Raw genomic sequence first — 15,807 nt, 5'->3', positions numbered from 1 at the left:
TTTCCGTCTTCCATCTTTTTTGCCCCGAGAGGCCTAAAAGTTCCGCTTCATCCGCCGTTCTGAGGCCTGATGGCGTGAACTGCGGGTGATCCAGCCTGATAATCGCAAGAGCCGTGCCAATTTGCGTGGGTGACGCATCGGCAGGCGGGAAACGGCGGAAATCAGCGGGATTGCGGGGGTGCGGCGGCAAGGGCGGCAAAAATTTGCCGGTCGGTGGCAGGGCTTTGCCGGGATCGATGGGGACTTGAACGATGATCGGAATAATGGCGCATCTCTTCGATCCCCTGACATTGCTCGCGATGCTGGCGGGGATCGGCGCGGTGGTGCTGTTCCAGAATGGCTGGCGCGCCATGGGGCGGGGCTTTGCGGCCCTCGGCCCCTTATTGCGTGCCGATCCGGCCAAGGACCGGGCGGCGGCGCGGGCGGCGATGCTGAAGATCGACCAGGTGGCGCAACTGCGCGGCCTGGCCTGCACCGACCGGGTGAAGACCGCCAATCCCTTCCTGACCGAGGCGGCGCGCAAGCTGGCCAATAGCGAGAAGCCCGAACAGTTCGAGCTGTGGGCGGCGCAGACGCTGGCCGACCGGGCCGAGCGCCATGGCACGGCCTGCAAATTCTGGCTGTCGATTGCCGATGCCGCGCCCGCGCTGGGCATGGCGGGGACGATCATCGGCCTGGTCGGCATGTTCGCGGGGATGGACGATCCGGCGTCGCTGGGGCCGTCCATGGCGCTGGCGCTGCTCACCACCTTTTACGGCGTGGTGATCGCCAATCTGCTTGCCGCGCCGGTGGCGGCGCGGCTGGCCGACCTGTCCGAACGGGAACTGGCCTGGCAGAAGGAGGTGGCCGATCGCATGGCGGCGATCGCGCGGCGGGAGAATGTGCCGCTGCGCCGCGCCTCGATCCGCGAGGTCGCATGAGCGCCGCGACCGCCTCCAGCGCCCGGCGCAGCCGCTGGGCGATCAGCTTTGCCGATCTGCTGCTGCTGCTGCTCGGTTTTTTCGTGATGTTGCAGGCGAGCGGCCAGCGCAAGGACGCGATGCTGGCGCAGGTGCGCGCGCAATTTGGCGGGCGGGCCGCGGCGCAGGCGACGGAAATCCGCGCGGCCGAGCTGTTCCAGCCGGGTGAGGCGATGCTGACGCCCGCGGGTGACGCGCGGCTGAAGGCGCTGGGCGCGCGTTTCGCCAAGGGCCGCGAGCGGCTGGAAGTGAGTAGCCGGGGGAGCGATTCCGGGCGGCAGCGGTTCGATGGATGGGATCTGGCGGCGGCGCGACTGGGCGCGGTGGCGCGGGCGCTGAAGGATGCGGGCGTGGGCCGGGACCGGCTGGCGATACGCGGGCTGGACCAGCTTGATGGAGAAAGCGGCAAGGGGCAGGTGCTGCGCATCGTGGCCGGTGAAGCGACGCGCTGATCGGCGCTATCTGGCACGATAATTGCGTATCTCATGGTTAATCCTGTCCGCTTCATCGGAGAGATACCGTGAACTTATTGCCCAAGATCCTCCTTCTGGCGCTGTCCGTATCGGCTTCCGATCCCGCATTGGCGCAGCAGAAGTTCGAGAATCTGGACCGCGTCGACAGTCTGGTCGCGATGACGGTCGGCGCCAATATGGGCGAGCCGGGCGGGCCGATGGCGCCGGTCGACCGGCGGTTGCGGCTGGCCGCCTGCCCCACGACGCCCAGCGTCGACGGGCCGGTGTTCGGCGCGGCGATTGTGAAGTGCGATGCGCTGGGCTGGCGGATTCGCGTGCCTTTGGTCGCGGGGGGCGCTGCGGCGGCTTCGGGGCCGGTGGCGCGCTATGCGCCTGCGGCGCGGGCCGTGCCTAGGGAAGCCATCGTCAAGAAGGGCGATCCGGTGCAACTCATGGCCGGGAACGCGGCTTTCAGCGTGTCCCGCATGATGGTCGCGGATGAGGATGGCGCGGTGGGGCAGACGATCCGCGTGCGCGAGGACAAGAAATCAGCGCCGATTCTGGCGCAGGTCGTGGAAATGGGAATAGTTCGTATTCCGGGATTTAATAATTTTTGAACCCGTCCGTATATAGGCTGTGCGGGACGAGTGAAGGAATGAGACCATGATTAAGTCTGTCGGCCAGAATATCAGCGCCGCCATCGAGGCGACCCGCCTGAAGGAAGGCGGCAAGACGCGTGCGTCGTCGGCGACCGGTTCGAGCGCCACGGCCTCCTCCTCGGCCAGTTCGGCCAGCCCCGCTGCCCGCATGGCGGCGGAGGGCGCGCCGGTCGATATGGACCGCGTGGCCGCGATCAAGGCAGCGATCGCGTCAGGCAATTATCCGGTCGATGCCTCCGCCATTGCGGAGCGCATGATCGCGCTCGACCTGCCCACGGCCGGTTGAGCCCATGCCGCTTGGTCTGGCAGCTTTGGATGAACTGAACGCCGCTTTCGAAGAGTTGCGCGCGGTTCTGGACGGCACGGACCCGGCGGCGATCGAATCGGCGACCGGCCGAATCGCGAAGGCCGCTGCCGCTGTGCGCGCCATCGGTGTCTGGCGGTCGGACGATGCGGTGAAGGATCGGCTGAAGGCGCTGGTGCCGGTCATGGAATCTGTGCGGATTCGCACCAACCTGCTGACGGATCATGCGAATCAGCGGTTGAGTATATTGGCGGCACAGGGCGCGGAGACCGCGCCTCTGGTCTACGGCCGCTGAAAATCCCCTGTTTTCCGGTATTTATGAAGGCGCCCGCGGGCGCCTTTTTTGCGTCAGGGCGCATGAGGAAAATCGAATTATGAGCGCGCGTTAACCAAATCTTGGCACAAGCCTTGCTCTAATGACCCCCGGTACCAACGGGGATGATGTCATCAGTGTCGGCTTTCGCAGACATATCAGCAACAGGCGCTTCGGCGGGCAATCGCGTGACCAACGCGATCGCCATGGCCAGCCGGCGGACGGGCGTGGACTTCGCCTATCTGCTCGGCCAGGCCAAGATCGAGAGCAGCCTCAATCCCACCGCCCGCGCGGCGACATCGTCCGCGACCGGGCTGTACCAGTTCGTCGACCAGAGCTGGCTGGCCGTCATCGACAGGCATGGCAGCGAATATGGCCTGGGCTGGGCCGCCGACGCGATCAGCCGGGGCAGCAACGGCCGCTATTATGTGTCCGACCCCGATTTGCGCCAGCAGATACTGGACCTGCGCAAGCATCCCGAGACCACTTCGGTGATGGCCGCCGAACATGCCGCCGACAACAAGGCCACTCTGGAACAGCGGCTGGGCCGCGAGGCTGAGCCGGTCGACCTTTACATGGCCCATTTCCTGGGCGTCGGCGGGGCGAGCAAGTTCCTGTCGATGGAGGAGGCGGCGCCCAATGCGGCGGCGGCCTCCATGTTCCCGGCGGCGGCGCGGGCCAACCGTTCGATCTTCTACGACAAGCAGGGCAATCCCCGCAGCTTTGCCGAAATCCGCGACCGCTTTGCCGCCAAGCTCCAGAAGGGCTTCGATTCGGTCGGGACCGGCGACATCCAATATGCCGATGCTTCGTTGCCCTCTGGCGCGAAGACCGTGCAGCCCGTCGATTATGTGCGGATCGAAACCCAGCGCCTTGCGACCGCCGCCGACGTCACCGTCCGGCCGGAACCGCAGACGGCGCGTCTCGCCTATCTCATGCTCGCCACCCTCGGAAGGTAACGGCCAAAGATGACTCCTGCCCAAGTCAAAGCGAAGATCTGGATGAGCACCGCCAAGGGCGCGGTGCTGCCCATTGCGACGCTGATGGTCGTGCTGTTCATGATGGTGCCGGTGCCTGCGTTCATGCTGGACGTGGGCTTCATCACCAACATCATGATCTCGCTGGCGGTGTTGATGGTGGCGCTGAACGCGGCCAAGCCGCTGGATTTTTCCAGCTTTCCGACGGTGCTGCTGTTCGCCACCCTGCTGCGTTTGGCGCTGAACGTCGCCTCTACCCGCGTGGTGCTGGTGAACGGCCATGAAGGCACTGATTCGGCGGGTCATGTGATCGAGGCGTTCGGTCATTTCCTGATCGGCGGCGACTATGTCGTCGGCATTTTCGTCTTCGCGATCCTGATGATCATCAACCTGGTCGTCATCACCAAGGGCGCGGGCCGCGTGTCTGAAGTCAGCGCGCGCTTCACCCTGGACGCCCTGCCGGGCAAGCAGATGGCGATCGACGCCGATCTGAATGCGGGCCTGCTGACACCCGAGGAAGCCAAGGTCCGCCGCCGCGAAGTCGCGACCGAGGCGGATTTCTACGGCTCGATGGACGGTGCCAGCAAGTTCGTGAAGGGCGATGCGGTCGCGGGCATCCTGATCCTGGCGATCAACATCGTCGGCGGCATCATATTGGGCGTGGTCAGCCACAAGCTCAGCATCGGGGAAGCCGCTCAGACCTATATCATCCTGGCGATCGGCGACGCGCTGGTGGCGCAGGTTCCGGCGCTGCTGCTCTCCATCGCCGCAGCCGCCATCGTCACCCGCGTCGGCAGCGAGGACGATCTGTCGAACCAGATCACCAGCCAGTTCGGTTCGGGCAAGGCCTGGATTCCGGTGGCGGCGATCCTGACTTTCCTGGGCATCCTGCCGGGCATGCCGCACATGATCATCCTGTCGGCCGCGGCTGTGGCTGGCGGCATTGCATGGCAGCTCCGCAAGTCGAGCCAGCGCAAGGCGGCCGAGCCTGAACCCGTCGCGCCGCCGCCCAATCCGGCGCTGATCGAATGGAATGACGTGTCGGACGGCGCGGTGCTGGGGCTGGAGATCGGCTATGGCCTGATTTCTCTGGTCGACGAGCGCAAGGGTGCGCCGCTGATGGCCCGCATCACCGGCATCCGCCGCCAATTGTCCAAGGAACTGGGCTTCGTCGTGCCGATGGTCCGCGTGAAGGACAATCTGGCGCTGGAGCCGAACCAGTATCGCATCACCATTGCCGGTGTCGTCGTCGGCGAGGACGAGATTTTCCCCGACGATCTGCTGGCGCTGGATAGCGGCGCGCTGGAGGGCACGGTTTCGGGCCGCGAGGCCAAGGACCCGACCTTCGGCCTGGATGCGGTCTGGATTTCGCCCGACAAGCGCAGCGAGGCGGTGGTCGCGGGCTATACCGTGGTCGATCCGCCGACGGTGGTTGCGACCCATCTCAATCAGTTGATCGCCATGAACGCCAGCGAGATGTTCGGCCTCGACGAAGCGCGCAAGCTGCTGGACAACCTCAAGGATGCCGCGCCGCAACTGGTCGAGGGACTGACGCCCGGCCTGCTGAACCTGACGCAGATTTCGGCGCTCTGCCGCGCCCTGCTGGCGGAAGGTATCCCGCTCAAGGACTTCCGCCGCATCTGCGAGGCGATGGTCGATGCGGCGCGGCCCGACATGAACCTGGACCAACTCGTCGAAGCGGTGCGTCAGCGGATCGGTTCGCTGATCATCCAGGGGCTGGTGCCGGTGAAGATGCCGTTGCCGGTGATCACGCTGGACGGCGATCTGGAAGCGCTGCTGGCGCAGGCGATGCGGGTTGCGGGCGATGCCCGGCATCCGATCGAACCGGCGCTGGCCAACCGCATCATCGAGGCGGTGGTGACCGCCGCCCGGCCGTTGCTGGGGCAGGCGCGTAACTTCGCCATTGTCACCTCGCCGGTCGCGCGCCGAGCGCTGGCCCGCCTGTTCAAGCCGCACCTGCCCGAAACGCCGGTGCTGTCCTTCCTCGAAATTCCCGATGGCAAGGGCGTGGAAGTCGTCGCCGTGGTCGGCGGTGAGCAGCGGCCCGCGCCGCGCCATGATCCCCTGCCTGCTCGCGAACGCGTCGCATAAGGAGCCAAGCTCATGTTCATGAACAGGGTCGTCGCCGGTTCCGATGCCAATGTTTACGGCCGGCCCGGCAATGCCAATTCTCCCGAACGGCTGGCGCGCCAATATATGCCGCTGGTCCGCAAGATCGCCTGGCATGTCCATGGCCGGGTATCGAGCGCGATCGAGATCGAGGATCTGCTCCAGATCGGCATGGTCGCGCTGGTGGAGGCGGCCAATGGGTTCGAGGATCGGGGGTTGGGCTTTGCCTCCTATGCCCAGATGCGTGTGCGCGGGGCGATGATCGACCATCTGCGCCGTCAGGCGACGATGACGCGGTCAGCCATGGCCCAGCGCAAGACCATGGCGGGTATTCGCAGCCGGCTGGAACAGAAGCTCGGTCGGGTGCCCCTGGAAGCGGAAATGTCCGCCGAGATGGGGCTGGACGCCGCCGCCTATCGCGAAGTGGCGGACAGTTGCGAGATGGTGCAGCATACGAGCATGGACGAGGTCTATTCCGACCAGTCCATGTGGTTCGCCGATGTCGAGGACCGCGCCGACGATGTGATGGAGCGGGAATCGCTCAAGGCTGCGCTCGCCAAATGCATTGGCGATCTGCCGCAGCGCGAGGCCTTGGTGCTTCAGCTCTATTTCGTCGAGGAGCTCAATCTGGAGGAAATTGGCGCGACGCTGGATATCGGCGCGGCGCGGGTCTGTCAGATCAAGAAGGCGGCGCTGGACAAGCTGCGCGAGAAATTGCGCGATTGGGATTGATCAACTGTCGTTCGCTGCATTGGACAGCGGGTCGAAGGGCAGCTTCGCATTGTCCAACTGCAACTGGCGATAGCGCGTCTTCTGGTAGTTCTGCATCCGCCACCAAGGTTCGGCCACCTGGAACAGGCCGCTTTTCGCGACATGGCTGCCCCAATCCTTGCGCGCGGTGAAGGCCGCGAAGAGGGGCGCCAGCACCAGTCCCGCCGCCACCGGCATGATCCAGCCGAGCGAGGTGCCGGACCTGACCGCCAGCAGCGTCAGCCCCGCACCCAGCAATATATGCCATTTGAACAGCCAGATCGCGGGCAGCATCGCCATGCCGTCGCGGTCGCGGGTCTGGCCGTTCCAACTGCTCTTGCGGCCCATCAGGATACCGAACAGGTTGATGGTTTGCGTCAACATGCTGACCGGCGCCATCAGGATCGAGAGCGCGATGTCGGCCAGCACGCCCCGTACCATGCGTACCCCGCCGCCAAAGCCGATGCGCCGCGCCGGATCGGCCAGTGCCCAGAGCAGCGCCAGCAGCTTCGGTCCGAACAGCAGCACGGCGGTCAGCGCCAGCAGGCTGCCCGAGGGCAGGATCGCGCTGGGCGGCCAGACGCCCGCCGCCGCGCCGCCCAGCACCACCAGCATCAGCGCCAGCCAGAGCGGCGAAGTGCAATAGGCCGACGCGCCGACGAACAACTGGAACTTGCTGACCGGATGCATGCCCTTGATCTTCGAGAGCAGGGGCACATGCTGGATATTGCCCTGGCACCAGCGGCGGTCGCGGGTCGCAAGATCGGGCAGGGAGGGCGGAAATTCCTCGAAACTGTCGTCGGCCATGACGATGTGCACGTCCCAGCCGCGGCGGCGCAGCAGCGCGGCCTCGATCATGTCATGGCTCATGATGTGGCCGCCAAAAGGCGCGCGGCCGGGCAGTTCGGGCAGGCCGCAGCTCTGCGCGAAGGCGCGGGTGCGCAGGATCGCGTTATGGCCCCAGAACATGCCTTCCGATCCCGCCCACCAGATCATCCCGGCGGCGGAGATCGGCCCGAAGAGCCGGCTGGCGAATTGCTGCCAGCGGGCGAAGAAGGTCGTGGCGCCGACGATCGACGGCACGGTCTGGATCAAGCCGACATGGGGATGGCGCTCCATGTCGGAGGCTAAGCGCGCCATGGTCTGGCCGCTCATCACGCTGTCGGCGTCCAGCACGATCATATAATCATAGGCGCCGCCGAAGCGTTGGACCCATTCGGCGATATTACCGGGCTTGCGGCCGATATTGAGGGCGCGGCGGCGGTAATGGACCGGGCGCGAAAAGCCCTTGCGCATCTTCAAGTAGGCGACGCGTTCGATCTCGCCATTGATGGCGTTGGAATCGCTCAGGATGAAGAATTCGAAGCGTTCCCCGCCCATCACCTGCGCCAGTGAGCGCTCCATGATCGACAGGCGGCCCAGAACGCCCTGAAAATCCTCGTTGCAGACCGGCAGCAGAACGGCGGTTCGCCCGCGCAGCGGCGCCATGGCGCGTGCGCGATAGGGGCGCACCCCCTGCCCCTTGCCCATGGTGAGCAGCAGGAAACCGATCAGGCTGGTGGCGAAACCGAAGGCGATCCAGGCGAACAGTGGGATGAAGAGGGCGAGGTAAATCCCCTCCCAGGTGGAAATGCCGTCCAGGCCAATAGACCGCCGCATCTCATGCGCTGCCATGGAGGCAGGCAGCAGGGCAAGCAGCACGACCAGCATCCGCCGGGCCCAGAGGTCGGTGTTGAAGGGACGATGCGGCAGGTCGCGCGGGGCCGCGGCAAAATCCTGCGCAGGCATGGCCAGCCGCCTTTCGGGCGGAAGATGTTCGAACGCCCGGCTCGGCGCCGATCCGCTCGCTTTATCGCTGTGCACGCCACCCGTCGCTTTCATGCCTGATCCGTTTTGGATTCGAACCCGTCACAAGAACCGCCCCATCGCCGGCTGGTTCCCTTTTGCCCGCCCTCAGGCGCCGAGCGGGTAATGCACATATTCGCTGAACGGGCGATTGCCAGCGCGAAGTTGAGCGCGGATATCGGTCGGCTTGCCCTTGTCCCGACGGATATCCAGGACGATGCGGAACATGTCCTTCTGATGCAGGACGGGATAGCCCGCCTTTTTGACCAGCGTGCCGCCTGCCAGATCGACCCATATGTCGGGCCTTGTGCTGGCCGGAACCCCGGTGAAATCGACCAGGAAGCGGTCGACCCCGGCTTCGCCCGATTGCCCGGTCCAGATATTCTCGACCGTGGCGAGGCCCGTGGAGGCGGGTGTTCGCGCCGCAGACCAGTCGAGTCGGTAGCTCGCCTCGATCCGGCTGCCCGCGCGGGTGGGGGCGGCGGGGGTCCAGTAAGCGGCGACATTGTCGGTATATTCGCTGTCGGTCGGGAAGGCGTAGAGCCTGACCTGCCCGGCGCCCAGCGGCTTGCGGCTGGTCGCCCAGAGCGAAGGGCGGCGTTCGTAGAAGACGCCGTCATCCTGATAATGGTCGAAATCGCGGTCGCGCTGGAGCAGGCCGAAGCCCCTGGGATTGCGTTCGGCAAAGACATCGACGCGTGGGGCGGAGGGATTAACCAGCGGGCGGCAATGGGCGGTACCGTCGGCGCTGGCGATGGAGAGCATGTCGCTGTCATGGATTTCCGGGCGCCAGTCGGTGCGGGTGCGCCGGTCGGCCTGATCATACCAGAACATGCTGGTCATCGGCATCAGACCCAGTTCCGTGATCGCCTTGCGCGCGAACAGCACGGCGTCGACATCCTGCCGCACGCCCTGCGGCGTCAGCTCATTGGCGAAGCGGAAAGCGCCGGTCAGCGAAGCGCTGTCCATCAGCGCGTAGACGGCGACGCTGCTGCGCCCGGTGCGTTCCAGCCAGAAATGGGTGAAGCGGGGAAATTCCTCCTTGCCCGCGATGCTGGTGTTGATCGCGACGGCCCGGGCCGACAGGCCGAACTGCTTTTCGGCAGGGGCGCGGAAATAGGTGGCGCCGAGGAAGGACAGCCAGTCGCCGTCCCGCGCCGCATTCATGATGCGGAAACCGGAAAAGCCCGCATCCGGACCAAGGTTGCGCACCGCATTGCCGGGCGGGGCGTCGAACATGTCGGGATCGTAGCGCAGCGGTGTTGCCCGTCCCCTTTCCACCAGCGCAATCTCGACCGGTTGCTGCACCGTGCCGCTCAGCGGGAAAAGGCGGATGCCGGTGTCGCCGCCCAGATCGTTCCAGATCGTCCGCTCGTCCCGGAAGCGCGCCTGGTTGAAGGCGTCATAGCCGATCTTGTCCGCGCCGGGAAAGAAGGGCGTGACGGCAAAGGGCGCGCGGGTCAGCCGCTGTGCGCGGGCGATCACCATCTCCCAGGAAAAGGCTTCTGCCTTACCCTGGGCGGACGCGGAGCGGGGAAGCAGCAGCGCTGCGCCGGAGGCGGCGATCATCGTGCGGCGATCGATCTGGGTCATGGAAGCTTTGGACATGATGGGCATCATGGGTGCGACAACCGCCAAAGCAAGTGTTTCGATCCCGCATCGACTGGAAAATGGCCGATCGACACATGCGATGAAGCCTCCGCCCGGGGGACGGAGGCTTCGTTAAGCTGGTCGTTTCATCGAAGTGTTTACCCCCGGCACGGTGGGGACTGTTAATGTGCCGGGGGCGGCATGACTGGCTGTCAGGTGACCAAGACCTCAGCCGGTCAATCCCTTGTTGGGCTTTAGCTGATCAGCTTCAGCACGCCCTGCTGGCTCTGGTTGGCCTGGGCCAGCATCGCGGTCGAGGCCTGGCTCAGGATCTGCTGCTTGGCCAGCGCGGTCGTTTCGGCCGAGAAGTCGGCGTCTTCGATGCGGCTGCGGGCGTCGGTCAGGTTGGTGACGTTGGCCGTCAGGTTGTTGACCGTCGATTCGAGGCGGTTCTGCGCCGCGCCAAGATCGGCGCGCTTGGTGGCGACGGTCGCCAGCGCCGTGTCATAGGCGGTCAGGTCGGCCGCTGCGAAAGCAGGGGCGGCCACGGTGCCGCTCAGCGCGCCGCCGGTCGAGGTGGCGACGGCGGACAGGTCGAGCTGACCCAAGGTGATGGCAACGGTGTCGGTGCCGCCGGCGCCGGCCTGGACGCTGATCGTGGCCGGAGCGGTCGCGGAGAACAGATCCTTGCCGTTGAACTGGGTCTTGCTCAGGACCGAATCGATCTGCTTGGCGAGCTGGTCGATTTCATTCTTGATGTTGCCCTGCGACTTGGTGTCGTTGGTGCCGTTCAGGCCCTGAACGGTCAGTTCACGCATGCGCTGGAGCATGTTGCTGACTTCGCCGAGCGCGCCTTCCGCCGTCTGGGCGAGCGAGATGCCGTCATTGGCGTTGCGGATGCCCTGGGTCATGCCACGGATCTGCGAGGTCATGGTGGAGGCGATGGCGAGGCCGGCGGCGTCGTCCTTCGCGCTGTTGATGCGCTTGCCGGTCGACAGGCGTTCCATCGCGGTGCCCAGAGCCTTGTTGGCCATGGCCGAAGCGTTCTGAGCGCGCAGCGCCGAGGAGTTGGTTCCGATAACAGTCATGATAATCCCTTTCCGTTCACTATCAGGTCGCTGCCATCAGGCTGCTTGCGGCCTCGAAAGGGGATAACGGCGCGGCGAAAAAAGCTTTTAGGCCTGGCGCGATTTTTTTCGAAGATTCTTGTAAAAGCCCGGAAATGGCGGGGTTTTGCGGACGCCCATACGCAATGGCGGGCGAAAGGTTCCGTGGCGGCGGAAAAAAATTGCCGGCCTGCGGCAAGAGATTTGCCGCATTAACCATATGCTAACCACAGTCGGGCAGTTTCACCTCATCGAAGGGGTCAGGGGCGTGCGGGGGCACAATCCTACCAAAATATGGGGTTGTAAGTTCATGTCATCACTCGACGTGAGCCGAGGAGTCTGCGCGCTTGTTCCGGGCCTGCAGCACTGGCTGGAAAATGCGTTCTTCACTGTCCGCATCGTGGAGGCGCAAAGTCCGCGTGAGCGTGACGACCGCCGCGTGTTGCTGGCGACCGAGATCGGCCATGCGACCCATCGCGACATATTGATCAACCTGGTCGATGGCGCGCCTTCGCTGGTATCCGCCGCCAACGGCCTGCCTGCTCGCGTGGCATTCGGCCTGGAGGATATGGGCTTTGCCTTCGCGCTGATCGCGGAACTGGCCCGTCCTGCGGCGCTGCCCGCCGTGGGCGATGCGGCGAGCGCGCGGCTGATGACGATGGCCGGGCGCGTCGCCCGCAGCGACGCCACCGTATTGATCCAGGGCGACACCGGCACCGGCAAGGAAGGCATGGCGCGCTTCCTTCATGCGCAGTCCGGCCGCGTGACGCGCGATTTCATCGCCGTCAATTGCGCGGCGCTGCCCGAAACGATGATGGAAGCCATGCTCTTCGGCCACAGGAAGGGCAGCTTCACCGGCGCGGCCAATGCTTCGGAAGGTTTGTTCCTGGCGGCGGACGGCGGCACGTTGTTCCTCGACGAGATCGCTGAACTGCCGCTGGCGCTTCAGGCGAAGCTGTTGCGCGCGTTGCAGGAAGGCGAAGTGCTGCCCGTGGGCGCGACTCATCCGGTGCCTGTCAATGTCCGCATCATCGCGGCCTGCAACCGCAACCTGGCCGCCGAAGTCGCCGCCGGGCGGTTCCGCGAGGATCTTTACTGGCGCCTCAACGTGATGCCGCTGGAACTGCGGCCGCTGGCCGAGCGTCCGGGCGACATCGCCGCCATCGCCGCCGCGATGCTGCTGCGCCAGCCTGAATTCATTTGGCCGACCGCCAACGCGCTGGAAAAGCTGACCGCCCATGTCTGGCCCGGCAATGCCCGCGAGCTGGGCAATGTCCTCCAGCGCGCGGTCGTGCTGCGGGACGGCGACCGGATCGATGCCGACGATCTGCACATTTCCGGCGCGCCGAAGCTTCGCGTGGTGCAGGCCAAGGTGCTGGAAACCGCCGAGCCGATCCGCCTGCGTGACGTTGCCCACAATAGCAAGCTCGAGGCTGTCCGCGCCGCGCTGCGCGAGACCGACGGCCACCGCGCTGCGGCCGCCGCCAAGCTGGGCATTTCCGAACGCACGCTGCGCTATCGGCTCGCCGAGATGCGCGAGCTGGCCGCTTAAGGGAGGATAGGGCATGACCGGCATTTCCCCCACCGACAGCGTGATGGCGATCCGCAACGCCATCCTTCAGAAAAACGCCGCTCTGCGCGATGTCGCCCAGACCGGCAACACCGGCGGTCCCGCAGCGGTCGGCACCAACGGCGCCACCGCGCCGGGCGGGTTCACCGACGCGCTGAAATCGGCGCTAAGCCAAGTCAACGGCCTGCAAAATCAGGCGGGTGAAGCAGCCGCCTCGTTCGAACGGGGGGAAACCACCGATATTGCCGGGGTCATGCTGGCCAAGCAGCAGGCCTCCGTCAGCTTCGAAGCCACCCTTCAGGTCCGCAACAAATTGTTGTCCGCTTACAAGGACATCATGAGCATGCCGGTGTAATCCATGAGCGAGAACGCACTCACCCCCTCCGTTGGCGGCGCTGCCGCTCTCCCGGCCACCAGCCCCGCCTTTTCGGGCGGCGCGAAGGGCGTCGATGCGCTGAAAGCGCGCTTCACCGGCTTCATCAAGCAGCCGGCGGTGGCGAAGAGCCTGCCGCTGCTGGGCCTGCTGGGCGTCGTCGCGACGGCTGGCGCGGCCTGGCTGGCTCTGCGCGAACCGCCGCAGCGTGACCTGTTCCGCGCTCTGCCCGATGCCGACAAGTCGGCGGTCGCGCAGGTGCTGGACCAGAATGGCATCCGCTACGATTTCGACAATTCGGGCAGCATGACTGTCGGACAGGACGATTATTTCAAGGCGAAGATGATGCTCGCCGCGCAGGGCCTGCCCAAGAGCGCGCCCGACGGCAACAGCATGATCGACAGCCTGCCCATGGGCGCCAGCCGCGCCGTCGAGGGCGAAAAGCTGCGCTCCGCCCGCGAAATGGACTTGGCCCGCACCATCGAAGCGATCGACAGCGTCGAGAGCGCCAAGGTGCACCTCGCCGTCGAGCCGCCGAGCGTGTTCCTGCGCGAGCGGTCCAAGCCCTCCGCTTCCGTGATGCTGCGTCTGGCTTCGGGCCGCTCGCTCACCGATGCGCAGGTGAGCGCCATCGTGCATCTGGTCGCTTCCTCGATCCCGGAACTCAATCCGGAGGACATCTCGGTCGTCGACCAGAATGGCCGCCTGCTCAGCAATAATGACAGCAATGCCGCCGACGATCGGCAACTGGCCGTCCAGACCAGGATGGAGGATCGTTATCGCCAGTCGGTGATCGCGCTGCTGACGCCGATCCTGGGAGCCGGCAAATTCTCGACCGAGGTGCATGCCGAACTCAACTTCGCCGAGCGGCAGGCGACCCGCGAAACCTATCCGCAGGATGAAGCGCGCCTGCGCACCGAGACCGGCAGTTGGCAGTCCGACCCGCGTGGCCAAGGCGCGGGCGGCGAGGCGAGCGGCATTCCTGGCGCGCTCTCCAATCAGGCCCCTGTCAACCCGACCGTGACCCAGACCAATCCCAACGGTCAGGCCGTCGCTCAAGGCACGCAGAGTGCGCAGACCGCCGCCCAGCCGGGCACGCCGCCCAATCCGCTGATGAAGACGGAAGAAACCTTCAATCGCAGCTTCGAACTGGGCCGCGAGGTCTCCGTGACCAAGGACGCCATCGGCACGGTCAAGCGACTCTCGGTCGCGGTCGCGCTGGACAATGGCGCGGACGGCAAGCCCCGTTCGGCGCAGGAAATCGCTGCGCTGGAGGCTCTGGTGAAAGGTGCGGTCGGTTTCGATCAGGCGCGTGGCGACGTCGTCGCCCTGTCCTCGCGCAGCTTCGCCAAGGCGGAGGAAGTCGCCACCCCCTGGTATGAAGCTTCGTGGGTTTCGCCGCTGGTGCGCAATGTCTCGGCTTTGCTGGTCGCGCTGCTGGTTATTTTCGGCATCGGTCGCCCGCTGCTGAAGCGCCGCGCCGCCGCTCAGGCCGCCGCCGCCGAGCAGGTCGCTGCCGAAGGGCAGAAGATCGGCCGGGAAATCTCGACCGAGATCACCCGGCAGGCGACCGTCAATCCCGATGGTTCGACGCCGGTCACGCTCGACATGATCTCCTCCACTTATGACTACGCCCAGCGCGCCGACCTGATCCGCAATTTCGTGAAGCAGGACCCCGATCGCGCCGCCCTGGTCGTCCGCGACCTTCTGAAGGAAGGGAAGAAGGAAAATGCCTGACGTCGCCACCGCCACGGCGCTCAAGGGCAGCGCCGCCGCCGCCGTCCTGCTGATGCTGTTCGATGAGGATGAAGCCGCGCAGATCCTCTCGCGCCTGGAACCCGAGGAAGTCCGCCAGCTTGGCTATGCCATGTATGACGTGGCCGACGTGCAGGTTGAGGAAGTCAACGAAGCGCTCGACCATTTCGTCACCAAGGCGAAGAAGCGCACCACCATAGGCTATGGGGCGACCCGTCATATCCGCGGCGCGATGACCAAGGCGCTGGGCGAGGAACGGGCCGAGAATATGCTGGCCCGCATCACCCCGCCGACCCGCTCCACCCAGCTTGAGATGCTGAAATGGATGGACGCCAAGGAGATCGCCGTGCTGATCGAGGCGGAGCATCCGCAGATCATGGCGATCGTGCTCGCCCATTTGGAGGCGCCGATCGCCGCCGATGTGCTGCAATTGCTGCCGACCGAATATCAGGAAGAGATCGTCTACCGCATCGCCACGCTCGGCCCGGTGTCGAACGAGGCGCTGGACGACCTGGAGCAGCTCCTGCTGCGCGGCAATATGGCGAAAAAGCAGGGCGGCGCGTCGCAGCGCGGCGGCACGGTCGAGGCGGCGGCGATCATGAACAATGTCCGCAAGGACAATGAACAGCGCATCATCAAGGCGCTGGCCAAGCGGGACAAGATGGTCGCCCAGACGATCGAGGAGGAGATGTTCGTCTTCGACAATCTGATCGACATGGACGACAAGAATCTGGGCACGTTGATGCGCACCGTCGACAGTGCCGTGCTGGTCGTGGCGCTGAAGGGCGCGAACGACATATTGAAGGGCAAGATCTTCGGTTCGATGTCGGCGCGCGCGGCCCAGGCCATTTCCGACGAGATCGAGGAACGCGGGCCGATCCGCCTGGCCGAAGTGATCGATGCGCAGAAGCTGATCATCGCCACCGCGCGCCGCATGGCCGATGCGGGTACCATCATGCTGGGCGGCAAGGGGAACGACTTTGTATAAGGGCTGGGCCAATGCCGACGTCGCCAGCATTCCGCT

At 65.4% G+C, this 15,807-nt stretch carries 15 protein-coding genes; 12 read left to right on the top strand and 3 right to left on the bottom strand.

Annotated features, from left to right (window positions below; translation table 11 throughout):
* Nucleotides 1–251 precede the first annotated feature (251 nt).
* From CAF53_RS06735 to CAF53_RS06700, 8 genes are all read left to right on the top strand, one after another.
* Nucleotides 252–920 (top strand): MotA/TolQ/ExbB proton channel family protein, encoded by a 669-nt coding sequence (locus CAF53_RS06735; protein WP_100237661.1) that lies wholly within the window; start codon nt 252–254, stop codon nt 918–920.
* Complete coding sequence (locus CAF53_RS06730; RefSeq protein WP_100237660.1) at nt 917–1,411, top strand: flagellar motor protein MotB; 495 nt, start codon at nt 917–919, stop codon at nt 1,409–1,411. The genes CAF53_RS06735 and CAF53_RS06730 overlap by 4 nt, the downstream gene beginning before the upstream one ends.
* A gap of 68 nt (nt 1,412–1,479) precedes the next feature.
* Entirely contained in the window at nt 1,480–2,028 is a 549-nt protein-coding gene (locus CAF53_RS06725) for a flagella basal body P-ring formation protein FlgA (protein ID WP_046761935.1), read from the top strand.
* A gap of 46 nt (nt 2,029–2,074) precedes the next feature.
* A complete protein-coding gene (gene flgM / locus CAF53_RS06720; protein ID WP_046761934.1) occupies nt 2,075–2,356 on the top strand; it encodes a flagellar biosynthesis anti-sigma factor FlgM in 282 nt (93 codons plus the stop codon).
* A 4-nt stretch (nt 2,357–2,360) separates the two neighbouring features.
* On the top strand, nt 2,361–2,669 hold the full coding sequence (locus CAF53_RS06715; RefSeq protein WP_100237659.1) for a hypothetical protein: 309 nt from the start codon (nt 2,361–2,363) through the stop codon (nt 2,667–2,669).
* Between the two features lie 155 nt (nt 2,670–2,824).
* Nucleotides 2,825–3,646, top strand: coding sequence for a flagellar biosynthesis protein FlgJ (locus tag CAF53_RS06710; protein WP_100237658.1), 822 nt, complete (start codon nt 2,825–2,827; stop codon nt 3,644–3,646).
* 9 nt (nt 3,647–3,655) lie between these two features.
* The gene (gene flhA / locus CAF53_RS06705; protein ID WP_100237657.1) at nt 3,656–5,776 is read left to right on the top strand and encodes a flagellar biosynthesis protein FlhA; all 2,121 of its coding nucleotides are present in this window, start codon (nt 3,656–3,658) and stop codon (nt 5,774–5,776) included.
* 12 nt (nt 5,777–5,788) lie between these two features.
* Entirely contained in the window at nt 5,789–6,526 is a 738-nt protein-coding gene (locus tag CAF53_RS06700) for a FliA/WhiG family RNA polymerase sigma factor (protein ID WP_100237656.1), read from the top strand.
* Here the strand turns inward: CAF53_RS06700 and mdoH are convergent, their stop codons facing one another.
* From mdoH to CAF53_RS06685, 3 genes are all read right to left on the bottom strand, one after another.
* Nucleotides 6,527–8,425 carry a glucans biosynthesis glucosyltransferase MdoH gene (gene mdoH, locus CAF53_RS06695; RefSeq protein ID WP_100237655.1) on the bottom strand — a complete coding sequence of 633 codons (1,899 nt, stop codon included), beginning with the start codon at nt 8,423–8,425 and terminating at the stop codon, nt 6,527–6,529. It abuts the gene before it with no gap.
* 72 nt (nt 8,426–8,497) lie between these two features.
* A complete protein-coding gene (locus CAF53_RS06690; protein WP_100238719.1) occupies nt 8,498–9,982 on the bottom strand; it encodes a glucan biosynthesis protein in 1,485 nt (494 codons plus the stop codon).
* Between the two features lie 251 nt (nt 9,983–10,233).
* Nucleotides 10,234–11,067 (bottom strand): flagellin, encoded by an 834-nt coding sequence (locus CAF53_RS06685; RefSeq protein ID WP_046761928.1) that lies wholly within the window; start codon nt 11,065–11,067, stop codon nt 10,234–10,236.
* A 328-nt stretch (nt 11,068–11,395) separates the two neighbouring features.
* Here CAF53_RS06685 and CAF53_RS06680 point away from each other — a divergent pair, with 328 nt between their 5' ends.
* From CAF53_RS06680 to fliG, 4 genes are read left to right on the top strand one after another with little or no spacing between them, the layout of a single operon-like run.
* On the top strand, nt 11,396–12,637 hold the full coding sequence (locus CAF53_RS06680; protein ID WP_100237654.1) for a sigma-54 dependent transcriptional regulator: 1,242 nt from the start codon (nt 11,396–11,398) through the stop codon (nt 12,635–12,637).
* Between the two features lie 13 nt (nt 12,638–12,650).
* Nucleotides 12,651–13,010: a flagellar hook-basal body complex protein FliE gene (gene fliE, locus CAF53_RS06675; RefSeq protein WP_046761926.1), complete on the top strand. Its 360-nt coding sequence runs from the start codon at nt 12,651–12,653 to the stop codon at nt 13,008–13,010.
* Between the two features lie 3 nt (nt 13,011–13,013).
* Nucleotides 13,014–14,765, top strand: a complete 1,752-nt coding sequence (gene fliF / locus CAF53_RS06670; RefSeq protein WP_046761925.1) for a flagellar basal-body MS-ring/collar protein FliF — start codon at nt 13,014–13,016, stop codon at nt 14,763–14,765.
* Nucleotides 14,758–15,771: a flagellar motor switch protein FliG gene (gene fliG, locus CAF53_RS06665; RefSeq protein WP_046761924.1), complete on the top strand. Its 1,014-nt coding sequence runs from the start codon at nt 14,758–14,760 to the stop codon at nt 15,769–15,771. The genes fliF and fliG overlap by 8 nt, the downstream gene beginning before the upstream one ends.
* The last annotated feature ends 36 nt before the right edge of the window (nt 15,772–15,807 follow it).

The organism is Sphingobium sp. LB126, assembly GCF_002795205.1.
Classification (GTDB): domain Bacteria; phylum Pseudomonadota; class Alphaproteobacteria; order Sphingomonadales; family Sphingomonadaceae; genus Sphingobium; species Sphingobium chungbukense.
This window is presented reverse-complemented; position numbering and strand designations above follow the sequence as displayed.